The organism is Paracidovorax wautersii (assembly GCF_900113035.1).
GTDB classification, from domain to species: Bacteria; Pseudomonadota; Gammaproteobacteria; order Burkholderiales; family Burkholderiaceae_C; genus Paracidovorax; species Paracidovorax wautersii.
In genome coordinates, this window is sequence record NZ_FONX01000001.1 from 365,772 (window position 1) to 390,966 (window position 25,195).

At 67.7% G+C, this 25,195-nt stretch carries 22 protein-coding genes; 13 read left to right on the top strand and 9 right to left on the bottom strand.

Going from position 1 to position 25,195, the window contains the following annotated elements; genetic code table 11:
• Positions 1-54: 54 nt before the first annotated feature.
• Genes BM070_RS01545 through BM070_RS01555 form a run of 3 tightly spaced genes read left to right on the top strand, consistent with a single transcriptional unit; the run spans position 55 to position 2,702 of the window.
• Entirely contained in the window at positions 55-825 is a 771-nt protein-coding gene (locus BM070_RS01545) for an SURF1 family protein (protein WP_092936894.1), read from the top strand.
• A complete protein-coding gene (locus tag BM070_RS01550; RefSeq protein ID WP_092936896.1) occupies positions 806-2,170 on the top strand; it encodes an ATP-binding protein in 1,365 nt (454 codons plus the stop codon). Before BM070_RS01545 ends, BM070_RS01550 begins: the two co-directional genes overlap by 20 nt.
• Positions 2,157-2,702, top strand: coding sequence for a response regulator transcription factor (locus BM070_RS01555; RefSeq protein ID WP_092936898.1), 546 nt, complete (start codon positions 2,157-2,159; stop codon positions 2,700-2,702). The genes BM070_RS01550 and BM070_RS01555 overlap by 14 nt, the downstream gene beginning before the upstream one ends.
• 431 nt (positions 2,703-3,133) lie before the next feature.
• On the opposite strand, the gene BM070_RS01565 is transcribed toward BM070_RS01555, so the two are convergent.
• From BM070_RS01565 to BM070_RS01600, 8 genes are all read right to left on the bottom strand, one after another.
• Positions 3,134-3,433 carry a PAAR domain-containing protein gene (locus BM070_RS01565; protein WP_092936900.1) on the bottom strand — a complete coding sequence of 100 codons (300 nt, stop codon included), beginning with the start codon at positions 3,431-3,433 and terminating at the stop codon, positions 3,134-3,136.
• 29 nt (positions 3,434-3,462) lie between these two features.
• Positions 3,463-4,572, bottom strand: coding sequence for a hypothetical protein (locus BM070_RS01570; protein ID WP_139222753.1), 1,110 nt, complete (start codon positions 4,570-4,572; stop codon positions 3,463-3,465).
• A 148-nt stretch (positions 4,573-4,720) separates the two neighbouring features.
• Complete coding sequence (locus BM070_RS01575; RefSeq protein ID WP_092936904.1) at positions 4,721-5,710, bottom strand: putative transporter; 990 nt, start codon at positions 5,708-5,710, stop codon at positions 4,721-4,723.
• 207 nt (positions 5,711-5,917) lie between these two features.
• Positions 5,918-8,509 carry a bifunctional aconitate hydratase 2/2-methylisocitrate dehydratase gene (acnB, locus tag BM070_RS01580; protein ID WP_092936906.1) on the bottom strand — a complete coding sequence of 864 codons (2,592 nt, stop codon included), beginning with the start codon at positions 8,507-8,509 and terminating at the stop codon, positions 5,918-5,920.
• Between the two features lie 87 nt (positions 8,510-8,596).
• Complete coding sequence (locus BM070_RS01585) at positions 8,597-9,262, bottom strand: hypothetical protein (protein WP_092936908.1); 666 nt, start codon at positions 9,260-9,262, stop codon at positions 8,597-8,599.
• 66 nt (positions 9,263-9,328) lie between these two features.
• Complete coding sequence (locus tag BM070_RS01590) at positions 9,329-10,363, bottom strand: HpcH/HpaI aldolase/citrate lyase family protein (protein ID WP_092936910.1); 1,035 nt, start codon at positions 10,361-10,363, stop codon at positions 9,329-9,331.
• Entirely contained in the window at positions 10,360-11,142 is a 783-nt protein-coding gene (gene tam / locus BM070_RS01595) for a trans-aconitate 2-methyltransferase (RefSeq protein ID WP_092936912.1), read from the bottom strand. The genes BM070_RS01590 and tam overlap by 4 nt, the downstream gene beginning before the upstream one ends.
• 25 nt (positions 11,143-11,167) lie before the next feature.
• Positions 11,168-12,154 carry a malate dehydrogenase gene (locus BM070_RS01600; protein WP_092936914.1) on the bottom strand — a complete coding sequence of 329 codons (987 nt, stop codon included), beginning with the start codon at positions 12,152-12,154 and terminating at the stop codon, positions 11,168-11,170.
• 214 nt (positions 12,155-12,368) lie between these two features.
• On the opposite strand from BM070_RS01600, the gene BM070_RS01605 reads away from it, so the two are divergent.
• The 7 genes from BM070_RS01605 to BM070_RS01635 all read left to right on the top strand — a co-directional run bounded on the left by BM070_RS01605 (position 12,369) and on the right by BM070_RS01635 (position 18,385).
• The gene (locus BM070_RS01605) at positions 12,369-13,160 is read left to right on the top strand and encodes a GntR family transcriptional regulator (RefSeq protein WP_092936916.1); all 792 of its coding nucleotides are present in this window, start codon (positions 12,369-12,371) and stop codon (positions 13,158-13,160) included.
• A 165-nt stretch (positions 13,161-13,325) separates the two neighbouring features.
• A complete protein-coding gene (sdhC, locus tag BM070_RS01610; protein ID WP_092936918.1) occupies positions 13,326-13,760 on the top strand; it encodes a succinate dehydrogenase, cytochrome b556 subunit in 435 nt (144 codons plus the stop codon).
• Positions 13,761-13,814: 54 nt separating this feature from the next.
• Entirely contained in the window at positions 13,815-14,180 is a 366-nt protein-coding gene (sdhD, locus tag BM070_RS01615; protein ID WP_092936920.1) for a succinate dehydrogenase, hydrophobic membrane anchor protein, read from the top strand.
• Positions 14,181-14,212: 32 nt separating this feature from the next.
• A complete protein-coding gene (gene sdhA / locus BM070_RS01620) occupies positions 14,213-16,018 on the top strand; it encodes a succinate dehydrogenase flavoprotein subunit (protein ID WP_092936921.1) in 1,806 nt (601 codons plus the stop codon).
• 29 nt (positions 16,019-16,047) lie between these two features.
• Entirely contained in the window at positions 16,048-16,749 is a 702-nt protein-coding gene (locus BM070_RS01625) for a succinate dehydrogenase iron-sulfur subunit (protein ID WP_092936923.1), read from the top strand.
• Positions 16,750-16,759: 10 nt separating this feature from the next.
• On the top strand, positions 16,760-17,056 hold the full coding sequence (locus BM070_RS01630; protein WP_092936925.1) for an FAD assembly factor SdhE: 297 nt from the start codon (positions 16,760-16,762) through the stop codon (positions 17,054-17,056).
• An 18-nt stretch (positions 17,057-17,074) separates the two neighbouring features.
• Complete coding sequence (locus tag BM070_RS01635) at positions 17,075-18,385, top strand: citrate synthase (protein ID WP_092936927.1); 1,311 nt, start codon at positions 17,075-17,077, stop codon at positions 18,383-18,385.
• A 147-nt stretch (positions 18,386-18,532) separates the two neighbouring features.
• Here the strand turns inward: BM070_RS01635 and BM070_RS01640 are convergent, their stop codons facing one another.
• On the bottom strand, positions 18,533-19,543 hold the full coding sequence (locus tag BM070_RS01640; RefSeq protein WP_092936929.1) for a GlxA family transcriptional regulator: 1,011 nt from the start codon (positions 19,541-19,543) through the stop codon (positions 18,533-18,535).
• Positions 19,544-19,754: 211 nt separating this feature from the next.
• Here BM070_RS01640 and BM070_RS01645 point away from each other — a divergent pair, with 211 nt between their 5' ends.
• The 3 genes from BM070_RS01645 (at position 19,755) to BM070_RS01655 (ending at position 25,159) form a co-directional block, all read left to right on the top strand.
• On the top strand, positions 19,755-20,864 hold the full coding sequence (locus tag BM070_RS01645; protein ID WP_092936931.1) for an S-(hydroxymethyl)glutathione dehydrogenase/class III alcohol dehydrogenase: 1,110 nt from the start codon (positions 19,755-19,757) through the stop codon (positions 20,862-20,864).
• Positions 20,865-20,892: 28 nt separating this feature from the next.
• Positions 20,893-21,771: an S-formylglutathione hydrolase gene (gene fghA / locus BM070_RS01650; protein ID WP_092936933.1), complete on the top strand. Its 879-nt coding sequence runs from the start codon at positions 20,893-20,895 to the stop codon at positions 21,769-21,771.
• 361 nt (positions 21,772-22,132) lie between these two features.
• Positions 22,133-25,159: an EAL domain-containing protein gene (locus tag BM070_RS01655; RefSeq protein ID WP_175518388.1), complete on the top strand. Its 3,027-nt coding sequence runs from the start codon at positions 22,133-22,135 to the stop codon at positions 25,157-25,159.
• The last annotated feature ends 36 nt before the right edge of the window (positions 25,160-25,195 follow it).

A 25,195-nucleotide genomic window follows, 5' to 3' on the forward strand; every position in this document is an offset into this window, starting at 1 on the left:
GCCCCCCGCTCCAGCGCCGGCCCCAGCGGCCGGCGCTCACCCCTCGCAAAAGCGATGCTCATCCTGGTGGGCATCGCTTTGTTTTTGGGCTTCATCGCGCTGGGCACCTGGCAAGTGCAGCGCCGCGCCTGGAAGCTGGCCCTCATCGAGCGCGTGGACCAGCGCGTGCATTCCGCTCCGGTGGCCCTGCCCCCGCCGGCGGACTGGCCCCGCGTGGATGCGGCCGGCTACGAATACCTGCCCGTGCGCGCCACCGGCCACTGGCTGGCGGGCAAGACGGTGCTCACGCAGGCCGTGACCGACCTGGGCGCGGGCTTCTGGGTCGTCACGCCCCTGCAGCAGGCCGACGGCACCCAGGTGCTGGTCAATCGCGGCTTCATCCCCGCCGACCAGCGCGCGCGCTGGCAGCCCGCACCGCAGGCCGACGGTGCCGCGGCCGGCTCGCAAGCGGCTGCCGACACCGTGCAGGTGCAGGGCCTGCTGCGCATGACCGAGCCCCGAGGCGGCTTTCTGCGCCACAACGACCCGGCCGCCCAGCGCTGGTATTCGCGCGATGTCGCCGCCATCGCCGCCACGCAAGGGCTGGACCGCGCCGCGCCTTTCTTCATCGACGCGGGCCTGCCGGGTGCGCAGCAGCAGGCCACCGATGGCCCCCGCGCCGGCCTGACGACCATCCGCTTTCCCAACAGCCACCTGGTCTATGCCCTGACCTGGTACGGCCTCGCCCTGATGACGCTGGGCGCCCTGGTGTATGTGGCACGATACGAGCGCCGTTCCCGCGCCGCATCCGCCCCATCCACCCTGCATGACGACGACTCCGACTGAGAAGCCCGCGGCCCCGCCCGCCCCCGCCGCCCGCAAGGCCCAGGCGGCCAACACCGCCGCCGGGCTCAAGAACCTCCAGCAATTGATCCAGCTGCGCTGGCTGGCGGTGATCGGGCAGGTCTTCACCATCGAAGTGGCCCACTACACGCTGGCGCTGGCCGTGCCGGTCCAGGAGATGCTGCTCGTCGTCGGCTGCCTCACGCTCTTCAACGTGGTCAGCCTGCTGCGCTGGCGCACCGGCCTGCGGGTGCAGCACGTCGAGCTCTTCCTGGCCCTGCTGATCGACGTGGCCGTGCTCACCGTGCAGCTCTACCTGAGCGGTGGCACCGCCAACCCCTTCGTCTTTCTCTACCTGCTGCAGATCGCCGTGGGCGCCGTGCTGCTGCGCGGCGGCTACATCTGGTCCATGGTGCTCATCACCGCGCTCTGCTTCACCGCCCTCTCGCGCCACCACCTGCCCCTGCCCCCGGTGCCCGACCTGCACCAGGGCGCGCCCAGCCTCTACACCCAGGGCCTGCTGGTGTGCTTTCTGCTCAACGCCATCCTGGTGGTGATCTTCATCACCCGCATCGGGCGCAACCTGCGCCAGCGCGACGCGCGCCTGGCCGCCGCCCGCCAGCGCGCCACCGAAGAGGAACACATCGTCCGCATGGGCCTGCTGGCATCGGGTGCCGCGCACGAGCTGGGCACGCCGCTGTCCACCATGGCCGTCATCCTGGGCGACTGGAAGCACGACCGGGCCATCAACGCCCATCCGGCGCTGCGCGACGAGGTCGCCGAGATGCAGGCCCAGGTCAAGCGCTGCAAGGGCATCGTCAGCGGCATACTGCTGTCGGCGGGCGAGACCCGCGGCGAGGAATCGGCCCAGACCACCGTGCGCCAGTTCGCCGACCGGCTGGCCCACGACTGGCGCGCCACCCGCTCGGTGGACGACTTCCGCTACGACAATCGCTTCGGCGCCGACGCCGCCATGGTGGCCGACACCACGCTGGAGCAAATGGTTTTCAATGTGCTGGACAATGCCCGGGACGCCTCGCCCCACCGCGTGGATCTGACGGTGGACCGGCTGGCCGACCAGCTGCGCATCACCGTCACCGACGCGGGCCCCGGTTTCGACCCCACGATCCTGGCGCACCTGGGCAAGCCCTACCAGTCCACCAAGGGACGGCCGGGCGGCGGCCTGGGCCTGTTCCTGGCGATGACGGTCGCACGCACCCTGGGCGGCAGCCTCGTGGCGCGCAATCTGCCCGCCCCGGAGCGCGGCGCCGAAGTCGTCATCCAGCTGCCTCTCGCCGCCATCTCGCTGCCCGACCCCGGAGCCCCCGCACACCATGGACGCCACTGATCCCGACCGCCTGCTGCTCATCGTCGAAGACGACGACGCCTTCGCACGCACCCTCGCCCGCTCGTTCGAACGGCGCGGCTACCGCGTGCTGCAGGCCGACAGCCTGAGCGGCCTCGACGAAGTGCTGGCGCACCACCGCCCGGGCTATGCCGTGGTGGACCTGAAGCTCAAGGGCGAGGCCTCGGGCCTGGCCTGCGTGCAGAAGCTCCACGCCCATGACGAGGACATGCTCATCGTCGTGCTGACCGGCTTCGCCAGCATCGCCACGGCCGTGGAGGCCGTGAAGCTGGGCGCCTGCCACTACCTGGCCAAGCCCTCCAACACCGACGACATCGAGGCCGCCTTCGGCCTCACCGAAGGCAATACCGAGGTGGAGCTGACGAACCGCTCCAGCTCCATCAAGACGCTGGAATGGGAACGCATCCACGAAGTGCTGGCCGAGACCGACTTCAACATCTCCGAAGCCGCGCGCCGGCTGGGCATGCACCGGCGCACGCTGACGCGCAAGCTGGAAAAGCGGCAGGTCAACTGAGCCTTAGAACGTGTTTACGATCTCGCAGGGGATCGCGTTGGAGCGCAATCGGGATGAGTGGATGCTTCGGATGCGCCGCATGGACTCATGTCCATGCAAGCAGCCGGGGCGTTCAATCGCCCGATTTCGCTCCAACCCGGAGGGCAGCTACGTCGGCGGGCGGTCTGCGGCGTTGCGGCGCTTGTGGATAGCCGTGCTATCCACTGCGCACCGCGCCTTGCATCCCATCCCGCCGACGTAGCTGCGCGACCCCAGGGAGATCGTAAACACGTTCTTAAGGCCCGCCTCGCCGGCCAGCCGGGAATTGCTTCGAAAAGCATAGCAACCTACCCTGATGGAAAGCAGGCTGCAGGGCGATTTCGCCTTGTTTCCGGCCACCCACCCTGCCCTGCCGGCGATACGCGGCCTTGCGTGCGGTGCACGGCGCGCGCCTACCCGCCGATCAGCACCGTGAAGCAACCCAGCACCACGCTGCCGCCATGCGCGCAGGTGTCCCCCATGCGAGCCGCGGGCTTGCCGCCGATCAGCACCGTGGACGAACCCTTGACGATGGTGTCAGGCAGCCCCACACAGACACAGGCGTCGCCCATCACAGCTGCCGGCAGCCGGCCGATCAGCACATTCGGCACGCCCGGGCCGATGATGGGCCCGCCCACATGCGGGATGGGCGGCATTCCCGGCGTCTGCAGGGGGCAGACATGCAGGTCGGTCAGGCGTGCGGCAGGCGGCATTTCGCGCTCCTCGTGTGCATTCGGTCCGGTCAGTTGATCATGACCATCGCGCCCTTGACGACGGTCTGGCCCGAGGCCGACAGCTCCGCCGTGGCCGAACCTTTGCCTGCGAAACCGACGACGGCTTCGCAGGCCACGTTCAAGCCCTGCAGCTTCACGTCCGCCGCCGACTTGATCACCAGTGCGCCGACGGCATCGAGCCGGATATCGCCATGCGCCGACAGTGTGATGTCGTTCGGGCTGAAAAGCTGCAGGCCGGCCCGCGTGAGTTCCACCCGGTTGCCGCTCGCATCCTGTAGCCGGATCGCGTGATCCTCATCGCTGAGCACGGCGGTGTGGCCGGCGGGCGTGGTGATGCGAAGGGTGTTGCCCCCGTCATCGAAAGCGATGCGGTGGCCGCCCGGCATGGCCAGCGGGCGCGTGGCAGGCCAAGGCACTGCGGCCGGCCGGGGCTCTCCGAAAGCGCATTCCGTGATCCAGCGGCCCTGCCTGACCACATGCCGAACGCCGTCGAGCCGTTGCGGGCCATCGAAGGGCGCGCCCAGGCCCGCAAAAGCGATCCAGGCACCCACGGTGGCCGCAGCGCTGCCCTCGCATGTGGCACGCCCTCCGGCCTGCGTGGAAGCCGGCTGCAGGCCCGCACCAGCATCCACCGCAGCTTCACCGATCCAGCCCTCGAAATCGATCAGATTCACGCCGCAGCGCAATTCCAGCGCGGGTGGGGTCGGGGCCGCGTCTGCCACCTCTGCTCCGGCCTCAGACGCCACCGGCTGGCGGCACTCGATGAACAGGCGTGCAGAGCCGTCAAGCGGCACGGCCAGGCGCTGCCCCACCACCCGGCCCTCGAAGACCGTGGCCGCGGCCTGCTCACCACCCAGATCGATGCGGACACTGGCGCCCAGCGCGAGCGGGCTGGGCGGCCGTGCGGCGCGGTCGTCGGCCAGCACGCTGTCCAGCAGTTCCAGCCGCGCGCCCGAGGCGGCGCCACGCGTGGATTCCACCCACAGCGACTGCAGCGGAATGTCCTGCGGCAGCAAGTCGCCATTGCAGTACACCAGCACCTGCGGGAGCGGGGAGCTGGCCAGGTCAGGGGGTGGCAGCGGGTCCGGGGATGGCGAAGCCGGGGAAGCAAGGGTCATGGCGGTGGCAGCGGGCGTGCGGAGTGAAGAGCAGCGGCAGCGCCGCTGAATGGCCCGCCACTCTACTCTTCGATGCACCGGCACAGCAGCTTCTCGCCGCCGTCATCGCCGCATCGGCGCCGCCCCTGCCACCGGGCGCCCCACCCCATCAAGCGACGATCGGGTCCTCGGCCAGCATCTGCCGTTCGAAAGCGGCCAGCCGCTTGTAGATGGAGATCTGCTCCACCACCGTGCTCCAGTTCTGCACCAGGAACTGGAAGGAATCCATCACCTTGTCGAAGGCCCGCGAGATCTGCTGCATCACGCCCAGCGTGATGACGCCCGCGATCAGCGTGGGGCCCAGGGCCACCAGCGGCACCAGCACGCTCACCTGCAGGTACGACCACTTCACCACATCGAAGTACAGATAGTTGAAGAACAGCCGGAAGTAGTTGCGCCGCACGTGCGCGAACAGCGCGGCGGCGGTGGGCGGCGAGGCGCGCGCGGGGTCGTCCTCGCCCAGCACCAGTTCCTTCCGGTAGGCGGCTTCCACGCGCTGGTTCTGGAACTCCAGGCCCGGCAGCTTCACGCCCACCACCGCCAGCAGCAGCGTGCCGCCGAGCGACCACAGCAGCGCCACCCAGACCAGCGAATGCGGCACGGCGCCGAGCACCGGCAGCGCGGTCACCTTGTCCGAGAGCATCCACAGCACCGGCAGAAAGGCCCCCAGCGTCATCAGGCTGCGCAGGAAGGTCAGGCCCAGGCCCTCCATGGTGCTGGCGAAGCGCATGGTGTCCTCCTGCACCCGCTGCGCCGCGCCTTCGATATGGCGCAGCCGCTGCCAGACGGCCATGTAGTGCTCGTTCATGGCCTGGCGCCAGCGGAAGATGTAGTGCTTGCTGAAGAAGTCCACCAGCACCGCCGTCGTCACATAGATCATGGCGATGCGCGTGAAGGTCGAGAGCTGCCCCCAGAACTGCCCCGCCGTGATGCTGCCGGGCTGGCCCAGCGATTTCTGGATCAGGTCGTAGAAGCTGCCAAACCAGTCGTTGATCTGCACGTCGAGCTCGACGCGATACCAAGTGGCCAGCAGGATGAGCACCGTGCCTGCAATGGACCATGCCCACCAGCGGCGGGACAGAAAGAAGGACTTGAACATGGGGAGGCTCGTTATCGTGATTCTGCTGAGTCGGATGCCGGGCAGGCGGGAAATGTTCCGCACGCGCACCGCTGCGCGGGCCGCGGCCGGCAGATCATTGGAAAAAAAGCGGAGGGAACGGGCAAAAGAAATGCCCCGGGGGATCGCTCCCCCGGGGCATCGCGTTGCGGCGCCTTGCAGCGCACGGGCCCGGCCGGGCCCGCGGCGTCAGGCGGCCACCGACTTGGCGGCGTCCGCGTATTCCTCGATCTGGTCGAAGTTCATGTAGCGATAGACGCTGGCCTTGTCGGCATCGATCACGCCCATTTCCTTGAGGTATTCCTCCTTGGTGGGCAGCTTGCCGATGCGCGAGGCGATGGCGGCCAGCTCGGCCGAGCCCAGGAACACGTTGGTGTTCTTGCCCAGGCGGTTCGGGAAGTTGCGGGTGGAGGTGGAGATCACCGTCGCGCCTTCGCGCACCTGCGCCTGGTTGCCCATGCACAGCGAGCAGCCCGGCATTTCGGTGCGGGCACCGGCCGTGCCGAAGGCAGCGTAGTGGCCTTCCTTGATCAGCTCGTTCTGGTCCATCTTGGTTGGCGGCGCGACCCACAGCTTGACGGGGATGTCACGCTGGCCGCCCAGCAGCTTGGCGGCTGCGCGGAAGTGGCCGATGTTGGTCATGCACGAGCCGATGAAGGCTTCGTCGATCTTGGTGCCGGCCACTTCCGAGAGGAACTTGGCGTCGTCCGGATCGTTCGGGCAGCAGACGATGGGCTCGGTGATGTCGGCCAGGTCGATCTCGATCACGGCAGCGTATTCGGCGTCCTTGTCGGCTTCGAGCAGCTCGGGGTTGGCCAGCCAGGCTTCGACCTTCTCGATGCGGCGCTTGAGCGTGCGGGCGTCGGCATAGCCTTCGGCGATCATGTTCTTCATCAGCACGACGTTGCTGGTGAGGTATTCCTTGATCGGCTCGGGGTTGAGCTTGATCGTGCAGCCGGCGGCCGAGCGCTCGGCGGAAGCGTCCGACAGTTCAAAGGCTTGTTCCACCTTCAGGTCGGGCAGCCCTTCGATTTCCAGGATCTTGCCGGAGAAGATGTTCTTCTTGCCGGCCTTGGCCACCGTCAGCAGGCCCGCCTTGATGGCGTACAGCGGAATGGCGTGCACGAGGTCGCGCAGCGTCACGCCGGGCTGCAGTTCGCCCTTGAAGCGCACCAGCACCGATTCGGGCATGTCCAGCGGCATCACGCCGGTGGCGGCGCCGAAGGCCACGAGGCCGGAGCCCGCGGGGAACGAGATGCCGATCGGGAAGCGCGTGTGCGAGTCGCCGCCGGTGCCGACGGTGTCGGGCAGCAGCAGGCGGTTCAGCCAGCTGTGGATCACGCCGTCGCCGGGGCGCAGGGCCACGCCGCCGCGGTTGCTGATGAAGGCCGGCAGCTCGCGGTGCGTCTTCACGTCCACGGGCTTCGGATAGGCGGCCGTGTGGCAGAACGACTGCATCACCATGTCGGCGGAGAAGCCCAGGCAGGCCAGGTCCTTCAGCTCGTCACGGGTCATGGGGCCGGTGGTGTCCTGGCTGCCCACGGTGGTCATCTTGGGTTCGCAGTAGGTACCGGGGCGCACGCCCTGGCCTTCCGGCAGACCCACGGCGCGGCCGACCATCTTCTGTGCCAGGGTGAAGCCAGCCTTCGTTTCGGCAGGCGCCTGCGGCAGGCGGAAGGTGGTGGAGGCCGGCAGGCCCAGGAACTCGCGTGCCTTGGCGGTCAGCGAGCGGCCGATGATCAGGTTGATACGGCCGCCGGCGCGCACTTCGTCCAGCAGCACGTCGCTCTTGAGCTGGAACTCGCCCACGGTCTCGCCGTTGCGCACCAGCTTGCCTTCATAGGGCAGCACGTCGATCACATCGCCCATCTCCAGCTTGGAGACATCGACTTCGATCGGCAGCGAGCCGGAGTCTTCCTGCGTGTTGAAGAAGATGGGGGCGATCTTGCCGCCCAGCGTCACGCCGCCGAAACGCTTGTTCGGCACGTAGGGAATGTCGGCGCCCGTGGCCCAGATCACGCTGTTGGTGGCCGACTTGCGCGAAGAGCCCGTGCCGACCACGTCGCCCACGTAGGCCACGAGGTGGCCCTTCTTCTTCAGGTCTTCGATGAACTGCATCGGGCCGCGCTTGCCGTCTTCCTCGGGTTTGAAGGCCGCGTCGGGACGGGTGTTCTTCAGCATGGCCAGGTAGTGCAGCGGGATGTCCGGGCGGCTCCAGGCGTCGGGTGCGGGCGAGAGGTCGTCGGTGTTGGTCTCGCCGGGCACCTTGAAGACGGTGACGGTGATCTTCTTCTCGACTTCGGGGCGGGTGGTGAACCACTCGGCATCGGCCCACGACTGCATGACTTCCTTGGCCTTGGCGTTGCCGGCCTTGGCCTTGTCGGCCACGTCGTTGAAGAAGTCGAACATCAGCAGCGTCTTCTTCAGCGCTTCGGCGGCCACGCCCGCCACTTCGGCGTCGTCCAGCAGCTCGATCAGCGGGTGGACGTTGTAGCCGCCCACCATGGTGCCCAGCAGTTCGGTGGCCTGGGCCTTGGAGATCAGGCCCACCTTCAGGTCGCCGTGCGCGACGGCGGCCAGGAAGCTGGCCTTGACCTTGGCGGCATCGTCCACGCCCGGGGGCACGCGATGGGTCAGCAGTTCGATGAGGAAAGCCTCCTCGCCGGCCGGCGGGTTCTTGATCAGCTCGATCAGCTCGGCCACCTGCTTGGCGTCGAGCGGCAGCGGCGGGATGCCCAGTGCGGCACGTTCGGCCGCATGGTCACGATAGGCTTTCAACATTTTCTTCTCCAGTGGGACTAGTAGGTTTCTGATTTCAAGTGGGGCCGCAAGCGGCTGCCGGCAAGTGCCTGCCGGCGCCGCCTGCCGTTACTTGGCCGCCGGGGACTGCTCGGTGGCAGCGGGCGCCGGCGTGTCCAGCAGGCTGGCCTGCGGGTGGCTCTTGAGGTTCTGGGCGACCACCTGCTGCTCGGGGCTCATGCAGTCGTCGGCCAGGCGCTGGCCGGCCTTCTGGTTCATCAGCATCGACTTGTTGGCGATCTGCAGCCAGACGGCGCCGCCGGCCTGGTCTTCCAGGCGCACGGCGCCGGTGCTGGTGGCGACCGGGGTCATGCGGTACTTGTAGCCCTTGCCTTCGAGGTTGAAGCGGCCGGGCGAGGCCGGGTCACGCTGCAGGTTCACGTAGGCACCCAGTTCGCAGGAGATATGGCCGGTATAGACGCGGTCGGCGATGGCCAGTTCGGCGGGCGACAGCGCCGCCTCGGCCGCCATCAGGCCGCTGGCGACCTGGTTGGTGGCGCTCTTGAGCTGGGTGCGGCTGCTGGTGGCCTTGGCGACGTGGGTCGAATGCCCCTTGGCCGGGGCCTTGGCGGCGGCCGACTTCTTGGACACGGCGGCGTCCTTGTGCTTGGCCGCGGTCTTGGACGCTGCCTGTTTGGCGGCAGGCTTGGCAGCCGGCTTTGCGGCATCGGACGTTTGCGCCAGCGCAAGCGCGGGTGCCAGCACCATCAGTGCAGAGGCGATCAAGGACTTCATGGGAATCTAGCTCCTACTCGGGAACGGTTCGGTACAGAAAAAAAAGGGCGCCCCTGCCGATGAGGATCAGGACGACGGCGGGGCCGCATCGGTGAACCAGGCCTGCGCCGTCTCGGGCAGCGCTCGGCCAGTCTGGTGAGCACGCGTCAGCACCTGCCAGAAATAGCGGTAGCTGGCGCGATCGTGCAACACGCCCTCCACGCTGACCGGAGCCCAGTCAGCCTGCAAGGCGGCAGAAATGATCCGGGCCGCCTGCGCGATCTCGCCCTCTGGCGGCGAAAACGCCGAAAGAATGGCCCGGATCTGACCCGGGTGGATGCTCCACATGCGGGTGAAACCGAATTCTCGCGCAGCCCGGCCGGCAGCGGCCTCCAGTGCGGCGGCATCGCTGAATTCGGTCACCACGCAATGGGACGGCACCTTGCCATGGGCATGGCAGGCCGCGGCGATCTCCAGCTTGGCTCGCACGACCAGCGGGTGCGAGAACTGGCCCGCCACGCTCATGCCGGCAGCGGGAATGGCGCCGCCATGGGCGGAAACGAAATCCATGAGCCCGAAGCTCAGGCTCTGCACGCGCGGGTGCGCGGCGATCTCGAAGGCGCGCTGCACGGCGGCGGGCGATTCGATGAGCACATGCAGCGGCAGGTGCGCGGCACCGGCGGCCTGCAAGGCGCGCTCGGCCTGCAGCACGTCGTCCACCGACTCCACCTTCGGAATCATGATGTGGCAGAGGCGGTGGCCGGCCTCGCCCGCGATGATGGCCATGTCGTCGGCGAACGCCGGGTGGTCCACGGTATGCACCCGGGCCGCGACGCGCGCGCCGGGGGCCGCATCACGCGCCAGGGCGGAGACCAGTTCGGAATGGGCGCGCTCCTGGCCCACTGGAGCGCCGTCTTCGCAGTCCAGGGTGACGTCGAACACGCAGTGGCCGAATTCGGCAGCCATCTCGGACTGCAAGGCCAGGCTCTTGCGCATGCGGGCCTCGACGCCGCTGTAGTGGTCGCAGACCGGCAGCACCACGGCCCCGGCCTGTGCGCCGAGCAGGGCCTGCGCCGGATGGACGAAGGTCGGGGCGGAGTTTGCGTTGGCAGCCAAGGTCATGCGGGACGCTGCGCCACGATGAAGAGGCGCGGAAAGGCCAGCAGCCGCCGGCCGTCGGCACGCACCGCGTACGCCGACTCCACGCGCTGCTCGTATTCGGCGAGGAAGGCCGAGCGCTGCGGCTCGGCCAGGGGGTCGATGAAGGGCTTGAGCCCCGTGGCGCGCACCCATTCGACGATGGCCGCGGCCGAAGGCATGACGTGCTGGTACACCGTGTGCCACACGTCGATCTGCGCCGCCAGGGGCGCCAGCAGGTCGTAATAGCCGCCGATGCCCAGCAGTTCGGTGCGCACGGCGTCGGGGTTGCCGATCGCACTGCTCCAGCGGGGGTCGGCCGCCACCTCGCGCATCAGGCGATGGGTGGGCTCCTGCCGGTTGTCCGGCATCTGGATGGCCAGCACGCCACCGGGGGCGAGGCTGGCGAAGAGCCGGGGAATGAGTTGTTCGTGCCCGCCCACCCACTGCAGGGAGGCGTTGGCGTAGATGAGATCGGGAGCGGCGCCTGGCTCCGGCTCCCAGCGGGCGATGTCGCCCAGGGCGAAGGCCACCTGAGGAAGGCGCTCGCGGGCGCTTTCGATCATGGCCTGGGAATTGTCGATGCCGGTGACCTGCGCCTGAGGGTAGCGCTGCACCAGCAGTTCGGTGGAATTGCCGGGTCCGCAGCCCAGGTCCACCACATGGCGTGGGGCGGGATGCGGAACGCGGGCCAGCAGTTCCTGAGCGGGGCGCGTGCGCTCGTCCTCGAAACGACGATAGAGCGCTGGATTCCAGTCGAGCACGCGCAGCCCCTTCTTCGCCCTGCGATTACAGCAGGTGCTTGACGCCGTCTTGCTCGCCTTGCAGCTCGGCCAGCGTCTTGTTGATGCGCTCTTGCGAGAACGCGTCGATTTCCAGCCCTTCGACGATCTTGTATTCGCCGTTTTCGGTGATCACCGGGAAGCCGAAGACGATGCCTTCGGGGATGCCGTATTCACCCTTGGACGGCACGCCCATGGTGACCCACTTGCCGTTGGAGCCCAGGGCCCAGTCGCGCATGTGGTCGATGGCGGCGTTGGCGGCCGAGGCGGCGGACGAGGAGCCGCGGGCGTCGATGATGGCGGCGCCGCGCTTGCCCACCGTGGGCAGGAACACGTCGGCGTTCCAGACCTGGTCGTTGATGGCGTCCTTGACGCTCTTGCCGCCGATGGAGGCGAAGCGGTAGTCGGCGTACATCGTGGGCGAGTGGTTGCCCCACACCGTCAGCTTCTCGATCTCGCCGACCTTGCCGCCGGTCTTGGCAGCGATCTGGCTGGCGGCGCGGTTGTGGTCCAGGCGCAGCATGGCGGTGAAGTTCTTGGACGGCAGGTCCGGAGCCGACTTCATGGCGATGTAGGCGTTGGTGTTGGCGGGGTTGCCGACCACCAGCACCTTCACGTTGCGCGAGGCGACGGCGTTCAGGGCCTTGCCCTGGGCCGTGAAGATCTGTGCGTTGGCGGCCAGCAGGTCGGCACGTTCCATGCCGGGGCCACGGGGACGGGCGCCGACCAGCAGGGCGTAGTCGGTGTCCTTGAAGGCGGTCATCGGATCGCTGTGGGCTTCCATGCCGGCCAGCAGCGGGAAGGCGCAGTCTTCGAGCTCCATCATCACGCCCTTGAGCGCCTTCTGGGCCTTCTCGTCCGGAATTTCCAGCAGCTGCAGGATGACGGGCTGGTCCTTGCCGAGCATTTCGCCGGAGGCGATGCGGAACAGCAGGGCGTAACCGATTTGGCCGGCTGCGCCGGTAACGGCGACACGGACGGGCTTCTTGCTCATGTGAAAACTCCAAAAAGAATGAAGAAACAGGTGTCGGTGCAAGGTAGCACCAGCGCCAGTCACCAGCAGCCCGTGCCCTGCAGAACAGCTTTGGAGTGTACTGCCGATTTCGGCACAGGGTCAATTTGTCTTATGTCTTATATAAGATATGATCCGCCCCGGCATCGCCGCGCCTCAGAGAGGCCCGGCGGCGAGTGCCGTTGCACGCATCGACATGTCCACCCCGCCCTCAGCCGCCACCGACGGCGGCGCCCTCCCCCAGGGCGCCGCGGCTGCGCCGACCCCGGCCTTCAGCCCGCTCTACCAGCAGATCAAGGGCCTGATCCTGCACAGCCTGCAGCACGGCGAATGGAAGCCGGGCGAAGCCATCCCCAGCGAAATGGATCTGGCCGCGCGCTTTCGCGTGAGCCAGGGCACGGTGCGCAAGGCCATCGACGAGCTGGCGGCCGAGAACCTGGTCACCCGCCGCCAGGGCAAGGGCACCTTCGTCGCGACGCATGCCGAACGCCATGTGCAATACCGTTTCCTCAAGCTGCAGCCCGAAGTGGGCGACGCCAGCGCGGAAGGCCCGGCGCAGCGCAACATCCTCGAATGCCGGCGCCTGCGTGCCAGCGCCGAAGTGGCCCGCGCGCTCACCCTGCGAACGGGTGATCCAGTGATCCTCGCGCGCCGTATCCTGGCCTTCAAGGGCGTGCCCACCATCCTCGAAGACATCTGGCTGCCGGGACATGCATTCAAGGGGCTGACGGCAGAGCAGCTGGCGGACTACCAGGGCCCCACCTACGCGATGTTCGAGATCGAATTCGGCGTGCGCATGGTGCGCGCGCAAGAGAAGATTCGCGCCGTGCTGCCTGACGAAGCCCAGGCACGGGCGCTGGACGTGAGCCCTACCACGCCGCTGCTCAGCGTGGAGCGACTCGCTTACACCTATAACGATGTTCCCATGGAGTTACGCCGAGGCCTGTATCGAACCGACACCCATCACTATCGCAACGACCTGAACTGAACGCCGCGCGCAGACACGAAAGACCACGCTGGCGTCTTCGGCAACGCAGCACGCCGGAAAATACGCAGTCCCACGGACTGGACCTCTTGTTGCATTGCAATAGAATTTTGAGTTGTTTGCGATGCGCAATTACAACGCAGTTACACCCACGAAAGCCCACCTGCCATGACCGAGCTTGCCAAGAAACGGCCCGAATTCCGCAACATCAACGCACTGAAGGACCTGCCGACCTACCGCCTGCCTCCCGCCGGCATCGTGTCGATCCTGCACCGCATCAGCGGCGCCATCATGTTCGTGCTGCTGCCCTTCGTGCTCTGGATGTTCGACACCTCGGTGTCCTCCGAGATCTCGTTCGCACGCTTCACCTCCGCCTTCACGGCAGGCATCGGCTTCGTGCCGGGCTGGCTGGTCAAGCTGCTCACGCTGGCGCTGCTCTGGGCCTATCTGCACCACTTCATCGCGGGCCTGCGCCACCTCTGGATGGACGTGAGCCACTCGGCCGTCAACAAGCAGACCGGCAAGACCACCGCCGTCGTCACCCTGGCTCTGGGCACCGGCCTGACGGTCATCCTCGGCGCCAAGCTCTTCGGCCTGTACTGATCCGGCCGAGCGCCACGCATCAGCCCCCCACACACGATTGAAGGAAAACACACCATGTCCGTGAATTACGGCTCCAAGCGCACCGTGGTCGGTGCCCACTACGGCATGCGCGACTGGCTCAGCCAGCGCGTGACGGCCTGCCTGATGGCTCTGTTCACCATCGTCCTGCTGGTGCAGGTCATCTTCACCTCCGGCCCCATCGGCTACGACCGCTGGGCCAGCATCTTCTCCGCTCAATGGATGAAGGTGCTCACGCTGGCCGTCATCGTCGCCCTGGCATGGCATGCCTGGGTCGGCGTGCGCGACATCTGGATGGACTACGTCAAGCCCGTCGGCCTGCGCCTCGCACTGCAAGCGGCCAGCATCTTCTGGCTGATCGGCTGCGCCGGATGGGGGATCCAGGTCCTCTGGCGTCTGTGACAGCAATACCCCGCGACTGAAGGCAAACAACAATGAGCTACACCAAAGCGAACATCACCACCCGCAGCTTCGACGTCGTCATCGTCGGCGCGGGCGGCTCCGGCATGCGTGCCGCGCTGGAACTCTCGCGCGCGGGCCTGAACGTGGCCTCGCTCTCCAAGGTCTTCCCCACCCGCTCGCACACCGTGGCGGCGCAGGGCGGCGTGTCGGCCTCGCTCGGCAACATGAGCGAGGACAACTGGCACTACCACTTCTACGACACCATCAAGGGCTCCGACTGGCTGGGTGACCAGGACGCCATCGAGTTCATGTGCCGCGAAGCGCCCAACGTCGTGATCGAGCTGGAACACTTCGGCATGCCGTTCGACCGCAACCCCGACGGTACGATCTACCAGCGCCCCTTCGGCGGCCACACGGCCAACTACGGCGAAAAGCCCGTGCAGCGCGCCTGCGCCGCGGCCGACCGTACCGGCCACGCCATGCTGCACACGCTCTACCAGCAGAACGTCAAGTCCAAGACGAACTTCTTCGTCGAGTGGATGGCGCTGGACCTGATCCGCAACAGCCAGGGCGACGTCGTGGGCGTGACCGCCCTCGAACTCGAAACCGGCGAGCTCTACCAGCTGCAGGCCAAGGCCGTGCTGCTGGCCACGGGTGGCGCAGGCCGCATCTTCGCGGCTTCGACCAACGCCTTCATCAACACCGGTGACGGCCTGGGCATGGCGGCTCGCGCCGGCATCCCGCTGCAGGACATGGAGTTCTGGCAGTTCCACCCCACCGGCGTGGCCGGCGCGGGCGTGCTGCTGACCGAAGGCTGCCGCGGCGAAGGCGCCATCCTGCTCAACAGCAACGGCGAACGCTTCATGGAGCGCTACGCGCCCACGCTGAAGGATCTGGCACCGCGCGACTTCGTCTCGCGCTCGATGGACCAGGAAATCAAGGAAGGTCGCGGCTGCGGTCCCAACAAGGACTACATCCTGATGAAGCTGGACCACCTGGGTGCCGACACCATCCGCAAGCGCCTGCCTTCGGTGGAAGAGATCGGCCACAACTTCGCCAACGTGGACATCACCAAGGAACCGATCCCCGTGGTGCCCACCATCCACTACCAGATGGGCGGCATCCCGACCAACATCAACGGCCAGGTGGTCGTGCATGACGGCGTGCAGAACCAGGTGGTGAACGGCCTCTACGCGGTGGGCGAATGCTCCTGCGTCTCGGTGCACGGCGCCAACCGCCTGGGCACCAACTCGCTGCTGGACCTGCTGGTGTTCGGCAAGTCCGCCGGCAAGCACATCGTCGAATTCGTCAAGGGCTCGGGCGAGCGCAAGCCGCTGCCGGCAGACGGAGCCGAACGCACGCTGACGCGCCTGAACCAGCTGCAGGAATCCACCGGCGGCGAGTACGCCCAGAACATCGCCAACGACATCCGCTCCGGCATGCAACAGCACGCAGGCGTGTTCCGCACGCAGGCCAGCATGGACGAAGGCGTGGTCAAGATCAACGCGATCCGCGACCGCGTGGGCAGCGTCTCGCTCAAGGACAAGTCCAAGGTCTGGAACACCGCCCGCATGGAAGCGCTGGAAGTGGACAACCTCATCGAAGTGGCCCAGGCCACGATGACGTCGGCCGCTGCCCGCAAGGAATGCCGCGGCGCGCACACGGTCTATGACTACGAGCACCCGGCCGATCACGCCGAGTTCCCGCTGGGCCGCAACGACAAGGAATGGATGAAGCACACGCTGTGGCACAGCGCTGACAACAGCCTGACCTACAAGCCGGTCAACCTCAAGCCCCTGACGGTGGACAGCGTGCCTCCCAAGGTCCGCACGTTCTAAGACCCGCAGTCCCACGAGAGAACAACACCATGAAGCGCACCTTTCAAATCTACCGCTACGACCCGGACAAGGACGCCAAGCCCTACATGCAGACCGTGGAGATCGAACTCGACGGCCACGAACGCATGCTGCTGGACGCCCTGGTCAAGCTCAAGGCGCAGGACCCGTCCATCTCCTTCCGCCGCTCCTGCCGCGAAGGCGTCTGCGGCTCGGACGCGATGAACATCAACGGCAAGAACGGCCTGGCGTGCCTCACGAACATGAACACGCTCAAGGGCACCATCGTGCTCAAGCCGCTGCCCGGCCTGCCGGTGATCCGCGACCTGATCGTGGACATGACGCAGTTCTTCAAGCAGTACCACTCGATCAAGCCCTACCTGATCACCGAAGGCCTGACGCCCGAGAAGGAGCGCCTGCAGTCGCCCGAGGAACGTGACGAGCTCAACGGCCTCTACGAGTGCATCCTGTGCGCCAGCTGCTCGACCAGCTGCCCCAGCTTCTGGTGGAACCCCGACAAGTTCGTGGGCCCCGCCGGCCTGCTGCAGGCCTACCGCTTCATCGCCGACAGCCGCGACGAAGCCACGGGCGAGCGCCTGGACAACCTGGAAGACCCCTACCGTCTCTTCCGTTGCCACACGATCATGAACTGCGTGGACGTCTGCCCCAAGGGCCTGAACCCCACGAAGGCCATCGGCAAGATCAAGGAACTGATGGTGCGTCGCGCCATCTGATCGTCCTGAGATGTCCGAAGAATTGCTGGATGAACGCGAGGCAGCCAAGCTCAAGTGGCGCTGCCGCCGCGGTCTGGTGGAGAACGATCTGTTCATCGAACAGTTCTTCGTCACCTACGGCTCGCGCCTGACTGCCAGCCAGGCGCAAGGTCTCACGACCTTGATGGATCTGCCCGACAACGACCTGCTGGACCTGCTGCTGCGGCGCAAGGAACTGTCAGGCGAACTGGACACGCCGAACATCAAGACCGTGCTTGAACAGCTGCGCCCCCGGGTGTCGGCACCCCCTCCTGCGCTTGCGGGCTAACAACAGAAGGAACCTGAAATGAAACTGGCAGACAACAAGGCAACGCTATCGTTCAGCAATGGGAGCCCCAGCGTGGAGCTCCCGGTGTACCAGGGCAGCATCGGCCCCGACGTCGTGGACATCCGCAAGCTGTACGCGCAGACGGGCATGTTCACGTATGACCCCGGTTTCCTTTCGACGGCATCGTGCCAGTCGTCCATCACCTACATCGATGGCGACAAGGGCGAGCTGCTGTACCGCGGCTACCCCATCGAGCAACTGGCCACCAACTGCGACTACCTGGAAACCTGCTACCTGCTGCTGAACGGCGAACTGCCTGACGCCACGCAGAAGCAGCAGTTCAATGACAGCGTGACTCAGCACACGATGGTCAACGAACAGATGCAGTTCTTCCTGCGCGGCTTCCGCCGCGATGCCCACCCCATGGCCGTGCTGACCGGCCTGGTGGGTGCCCTGTCGGCCTTCTATCACGACAGCACGGACATCAACAATCCGCAGCATCGCGAGATCTCGGCCATCCGCCTGATCGCCAAGATGCCGACGCTGGTCGCCATGGCCTACAAGTACGGCGTGGGCCAGCCCTACATGTACCCGCAGAACAACCTGAGCTATGCCGGCAACTTCCTGCGCATGATGTTCGGCACGCCCTGCGAAGAGTACAAGGTCAACCCCGTGCTCGAACGCGCGCTGGACCGCATCTTCATCCTGCACGCAGACCACGAGCAGAACGCCTCCACCTCCACGGTGCGCCTGTGCGGCTCGTCGGGCACCAACCCGTTCGCGGCCATCGCGGCCGGCGTGGCCTGCCTCTGGGGCCCCGCCCACGGCGGCGCCAACGAAGCGGCCCTGAACATGCTGCACGACATCCAGGCCCAGGGCGGCGTGGAAAAGATCGGCGAGTTCATCAAGCAGGTCAAGGACAAGAACTCCGGCGTCAAGCTGATGGGCTTCGGTCACCGCGTGTACAAGAACTACGACCCCCGCGCCAAGCTCATGCAGGAAACCTGCAACGAAGTGCTGGCCGAGCTGGGCCTGGAAAACGACCCGCTGTTCAAGCTGGCCAAGGAACTGGAAAAGATCGCCCTGGAAGACGAATACTTCGTGTCGCGCAAGCTGTACCCGAACGTGGACTTCTACTCCGGCATCGTGCAGCGCGCCATCGGCATCCCGGTGAACCTGTTCACCGGCATCTTCGCCCTGGCACGGACCGTGGGCTGGATCGCCCAGCTCAACGAAATGATCGGCGACCCCGAGTACAAGATCGGCCGTCCCCGCCAGCTGTTCGTGGGCTCCGAGCGCCGCGACGTGCAGCCCCTGGCCAAGCGCTGATCGGCACACCCGGCGCACACGCGCCGGGGTCCGCAGACCCTACAAAGCCCGCAGGCCCCGCCTGCGGGCTTTTTTCTTGCCGCGAGCCCTAGCCGAAAGCGGGCTGCACGGGAGCCGCTACCGCGCCCCGCCCTTGGGCGATGCCCCTCAGCGCCGCACAGGCCCGCCGAAGCGCTCGCGGTAGGCCTGCGGCGTGATGCCCAGGTGCCGCACGAAGAGATGCCGCAGCGCCTGCTCCGAGCCCATGCCCACGCGCGCGGCCACGGTCTTGAGCGGCAGGCCGGCATGCGACTCCAGCAGGCGGCGGGCGCCCTCCAGCCGGGCCGATTCCACGAAGGCCGTGGGCGTCTGCCCGGTTTCCTGCACGAACACGCGGCGGAAGTGGCGCTCGCTCATCGCCGCGCGCCCGGCCAGCGCGGCGAGCGGCATGGGCTCGTGCAGATGCTCCAGCACCCAGTTCTGCACGGCCTGGATGTCGCGGTGCCCCGTGGCCTGGCTGGCCAGCTGGACGCTGAACTGCGACTGCCCGCCCGGGCGCTTGAGGTACATGACCAGATCGCGCGCCACCTCCAGCGCCAGCTCATGGCCGAAGTCCTCTTCCACCACCGCCAGGGCCAGGTCGATGCCGGCCGTGACGCCAGCCGATGTCCAGAGCGCGCCGTCGCGCACGTAGATCGCGTCCGGATCCACGTCGATGGCCGGGTAGCGCTGGCGCAGCAGGCCCGCCACGCCCCAGTGGGTGGCGGCGCGCCGGCCATCGAGCAGCCCCGCCGCCGCCAGGAAGAAGCTGCCCGAGCACAGCGCGATCAGGCGTGCCACCCGGGGCGCGACCCGCGCCGTCCAGGCCACCAGATCGGGCGAGGCGGCCAGCACCTGCTCGATGTGGCGCGAGCCGACCAGCAGCACGGTGCAGCCCGTGCCGTCCTGCTCCACCTCGGACAGGGTGCGCGTGGCGGTCAGCGACATCAGCGTGTCGGACGGCACGGGGCCGGCCTGGGCCGCGACCACGCGCACCTCGTAGCCATCGGGCCGGCCATGCCGGCGCAGGTGGACGTTGGCATAGTCGAACACCGACATGGGGCCGATGGCCTCCAGCGCCTTGAAACCGGGATAGATGACGAGATCGACGCGGTGGGCGCTGTCGTGGTGATGGTCCATGGAGCAGGGAAAAGGAAAGCCGGAAAAGGCGGCACTATAGGGGTTCGGGCACGGGCGGCACGTCCGGCGCAGCCATCACCCCTCAGATTCGGACATAACGGCAGGGGCGGCGGACATGACCCCGCCGCCCCGCGCCGCCATGGCCTACAGTGCAGGCCTGACGCGCCTTCTACGGCCCCGCCCACCCCTTTTCGTGAAAGAACACACCCCCATGAAATCCAAAGCCGCCGTGGCCTTCAAGGCCGGAGAACCCCTGCAGATCGTGGAAATCGACGTCGCCCCGCCGCAGAAGGGCGAAGTGCTGATCCGCATCACCCACACCGGCGTGTGCCACACCGACGCCTTCACGCTGTCGGGCGATGACCCGGAAGGCCTCTTCCCCGTGGTGCTGGGCCATGAAGGCGCCGGCATCGTGGTGGAAGTGGGCGAAGGCGTCACCAGCGTCAAGCCCGGCGACCACGTCATTCCGCTCTACACCGCCGAATGCGGCGAGTGCCTCTTCTGCAAGAGCGGCAAGACCAACCTCTGCGTGTCCGTGCGCGCCACTCAGGGCAAGGGCGTGATGCCCGACGGCACCACGCGCTTTTCGTACAACGGCCAGCCCATCTACCACTACATGGGCTGCTCCACCTTCAGCGAATACACCGTGGTGGCCGAGGTCTCGCTCGCCAAGATCAGCCCCGACGCCAACCCCGAGCAGGTCTGCCTGCTGGGCTGCGGCGTGACGACCGGCCTGGGCGCGGTCAAGAACACCGCCAAGGTCCAGGAAGGCGACACGGTCGCCGTGTTCGGCCTGGGCGGCATCGGCCTGGCGGTGATCCAGGGCGCCAAGCTGGCCAAGGCCGGCCGCATCATCGCGGTGGACACCAACCCCTCCAAGTTCGACCTGGCGCGCACCTTCGGCGCCACCGACTGCGTCAACCCCAAGGACCACGACAAGCCCATCCAGCAGGTGATCGTGGAGATGACCACCTGGGGCGTGGACCACAGCTTCGAGTGCATCGGCAACGTCAACGTGATGCGCGCCGCGCTCGAATGCGCGCACCGCGGCTGGGGCCAGTCGGTCATCATCGGCGTGGCGGGCGCGGGCCAGGAAATCTCCACCCGCCCCTTCCAGCTGGTCACCGGCCGCAAGTGGCTGGGCACGGCCTTCGGCGGCGTCAAGGGCCGCAGCGAGCTGCCCGGCATGGTCGAAGACGCCATGGCCGGCCGCATCCAGCTGGAGCCCTTCGTCACGCACACCATGCCGCTGCCGGAAATCAACGAAGCCTTCGACCTGATGCACGAAGGCAAGTCGATCCGCTCGGTGGTGCATTACTGAGCCGACGCGCACCCGCACGGAACCCGCCATGACCAGCACCGCGCCTTTCCAGACGCTCTCCAGCCACGCCAGCTTCGGCGGCCGGCAGCTTTTTCTGCAGCATGACTCGCGCGAGATCGGCCTGCCGATGAAGCTCGCCCTCTACCTGCCGCCGCAGGCCGGGCAAGGCCCCGTGCCCGCCCTGCTCTACCTGGCGGGCCTGACCTGCAACGAAGAGACCTTCACGGTCAAGGCCGGCGCGCAGCGGCTCGCGGCCGAACTGGGCGTGGCGCTCATCGCGCCCGACACCAGCCCGCGCGGCGCAGCGGTGGAGGCGCTGGAAGGCGCCACCGCCAGCTGGGACTTCGGCATCGGCGCGGGCTTCTATCTCGACGCGACGCAGCAGCCCTGGCGCACCCACTGGCGCATGGAAAGCTACCTCACGGCCGAGCTGCTGCCCCTGCTCGGGCAGCACCAGCCCATCGACCTGCAGCGCCTGGGCCTCTTCGGCCATTCGATGGGCGGGCACGGCGCGCTCACGCTGGCGCTGCGGCACCCGGGCATGTTCCGCTCGCTCTCGGCCTTCGCGCCCATCTGCGCGCCCACGCGCTGCCCCTGGGGCGAAAAGGCCTTCACCGGCTACCTGGGCTCGGACCGCACGGCCTGGGGCGAGCATGACGCCACCGTGCTGATGGAGAACCAGCCTATCGCACCCTACCCGGCCGGCATCCTGATCGACCAGGGCCTGGACGACAAATTCCTGGCCGAGCAGCTGCACCCGCACCTGTTCGAGGCGGCCTGCGCCGCCATCGGCCAGCCGCTCACGCTGCGCCGGCAGGCGGGCTACGACCACGGCTACTATTTCATCCAGAGCTTCATGGAAGACCACCTGCGCCACCATGCGCGGCAGCTGGGCCTGGCAGGCTGACTGCAACAGCCTTCCCCTGCACAAGGGCTGCACCGATGATGGGTGCAGCCCTTTTTTCATGGCGGCGGCCCAACGGCTCGCCAGAACGAACGCTCGGGGCCAGCGGTTGATCGCTCCATCACATGCGCCGCAGGTTGGTGTCTTAACCGATGCGGCCGGGAGCCCATTGCGCTACGGTGGAGACGGAAGCTCGGTCCATGACCGGCTTCCATCGGTCCCTCTAAAATCAAACATATCAATTTAAATAAATTAAATGATAAATATGTTTGCATGACGGAACCCGATCCCCATAATGGAGACCAGCGGAGCGCCCAAGCGCCCCGCCCCTTCGCTCCAGGCAGGATGCCCCGGAAAGGAACGCATGACACCGATCCCCTCCGCGCCGACCAGCACCTCCACGGCTCCAGGAGCGCCTGCCGCCATGCTGTCCCCAGCCGAGGTGGACATCCTGAAGCGGCAGATCTTCGATGCGACCCCGATGGGCCTGTGCCTGATGGTGGGCGGCGCCCCTCAGCTCATCAACGCGCGCTTCGCAGAACTGCTGGGCGCCGGCGCCGACGATGCGGAGCGCCCCGCCAGCTGGCTGCAGCAGCAATGGCCGGCGCTGTGGCCGCAGCTGCAGGGCATCGGCCGCAGCCAGCGGCATGTGAGCAGCACCGACTCCGGCGGCGCGGTCTTCAACGGCCGGGCCTATTCCCGGCAGCTCCCCGCCCTGGGCGAGCGCGCCGAACTCATCACCCTGGTGGACGACCCGCAGCGGGCGCAGATCGCGTTCTCGTCGCAATGGCGCGCCCGCATGCTGGAGCAGACCGAAACCATGGGGCGCAGCGGCTCCGCGGAGCTCGATCTGGATGGTGGCAAGGCCGTGCTTTCGAAGGGCCTGCACGCCCTGCTCGGCCAGCCCTTCCATCCCGATGCCCGGCCCAGCTGGCGCCTGCTGCGCTGGCTGCCCGCCAAGGAGCGGGGCTACGCGGCCTCCATCTGGCGCGGGGCCCTGCCCGATGAGCCCTTCGAATTCCAGCACCGGCTGGTGCGCGCCGACGGCACGCGGCTCGAGGTGCTGCAGCGCGGCATGGTGGAAACGGACCCCTCGGGCCGCCGCCACGGCTACCTCATCATCCAGGACATCACCGCCCAGCGCGAGGCCGAGCAGCGCATCCAGGAGCTGGCCAACCATGACGAGGTGACCGGGCTCGCCAACCGCACCCAGCTGCTGGACCGCATCGATGCCGCCGTGCACAGCGCCAAGTGGGACCCCCAGCCCTTCCTGCTGCTGTCCATCCAGATCGATCAGGTCGAGCAGCTCAAGCAGGCCATGGGCTACGGCGCGGGCGACGCCATGGCCATGGCCGTGGCGGCACGCCTGTGCAGCCTGGCCGGGCCGGGGGACGCCGTGGCCCGGCTGGACGGGGGCGAGTTCGCCATTTTGCTCAGCCCGGACAACAGCCAGCCCGACCCTCAGGGGTTCCGGCAGGCCCGCGAGGTGGTGCAGGCCCTGTCCAAGGCCGAGCGCCTGGGCTCGGTCGAGATCGTGCCGGGCGCGCGCGTGGGAGTGGCCCGCTTTCCGGAAGACGCGGGCGATGCCGGCGGCCTGCTGGAGGCCGCGCAGACCGCGCGCATGGGCATCGATGCCAGCGGCGAGCAGGTGGCCGTGTACACCCCCGCGACGCGCACCATGGCCCTGCGCAGGCTGGCCATCGAATCGGGCCTGCGCCATGCGGTGGAGCGCAACGAGCTGACGCTCAGCTACCAGCTGCAGGCCGATCTGACCACCGGCGACATCGCGGGCATGCAGCTCGTGCTGCGCTGGCACAGCCAGGAACTCGGCGAAGTGCCCAACAGCGAATTCACGCCCGTGGCCATGCAGACCGGCCTGATCGTGATGCTGGGCGACTGGAAGCGCGACGCCGCCTGCCGCCAGCTGCGCGCCTGGGAACAGGCCGGCGTGCGCGTGCCCCGGCTGTCGCTGCGCGTCTCGCTGCTGGAGCTGCAGCAGCCCGACGTGGTGGACAAGCTGCGCAGGTCTCTCTCCAGCAACGGGCTGGCGCCCCAGGCGCTGAGCGTCGAGATCAGCGAACAGGCGCTCATCAACGCCTCGCCCGCCCTGCTGCGCACGCTGACCCAGCTGCGCGGCCTGGGCCTGGAGATCTCGCTGGGCGACTTCGGCGCCGGCTTCACCAACCTGGGCCTGCTGCGCAGCCTGCCGGTGGACGTGATCAAGGTCCATCGCTCCTGCGTGCCCGACGTGACCGCGGCCACGGGCGATGTCTCGCTCACCCGCGCCATCATCAACATGGCGCACAGCCTGCAGATGAAGGTGCTGGCCGACGGCGTGGAAACCACCGGCCAGCTCACGCTGCTGATCGCCAACGGCTGCGACCGCATGCAGGGCCCCGTGCTGGCCGAGCCCGTGGACGCCCAGGGCCTGGCGCAGATGCTGGCCGGCAAGGTGCGCCTGCCCGAGAACCTCCTCACCCGCCGGCGCGAGCGCACGCTGCTGCTGGTGGACGACGAGCCCAACATCGTCTCGGCCCTGCGCCGCCTCTTCCGGCGCGAGGGCTACCGCATCGCCACCGCCGGCAGCGGGGCCGAAGGGCTGCAGCGCATGGCCGAATACGAGGTGGACGTGGTGCTGTCCGACCAGCGCATGCCGGGCATGACGGGGGTGGAGTTCCTGCGCCGGGCCAAAGAGCTGTACCCCGACACCGTGCGCATGGTGCTGTCCGGCTACACCGAGCTGCAATCCATCACCGATGCGGTGAACGAAGGCGCCATCTACCGCTTCCTGACCAAGCCCTGGGACGACGAGCGCCTGCTGGTGCATGTGCAGGAAGCCTTCGCCCACAAGGAGATGGCCGACGAGAACAAGCGCCTGGCCTCCGAAGTGATCACCGCCAGCGAAGCCCTGGCGGCCGCCAACGAACGGCTGGAACGGGTGCTGGGCTCGCAGCAGCAGCAGATCGACCAGGAAAGCGCCCGCGCCGACGCGGTGCGCGACATGGTGGAACAGCTGCCCGTGCCCCTGCTGGGCATCGACCCGGACGGCACCATCGTGCTGGCCAACCAGGAAGCGCAGCGCACCCTGGGCCTCGCCACCCCGCTGCTGGGAGAGGCCGCGGCGGCGGTGCTGCAGCAAGACATTCCCCTGCCGGACGCAGGCCTGCCCGCCGGCCTGCCCGATGCGAAGGCCCCGCCCCTGCACTGGCAGGGCGCGCACTGGAGCATGAAGGTGCGCGCCCTGGGCGACGCCGCGCCACGCGGGCTGCTGGTGGTGCTGACGCAGCGCCACCGCCCACCGCACCGAGCGGAGGGCCCGGCCTCCGCCGCCCCCGCACTCCCCGCCGCCGCTCCGCCCGCATCCGCAAACCCGGCGGCGGAGCGGGGATGAACACCTGCGCACCCCGCCAGCACCACGCCGCCTCAC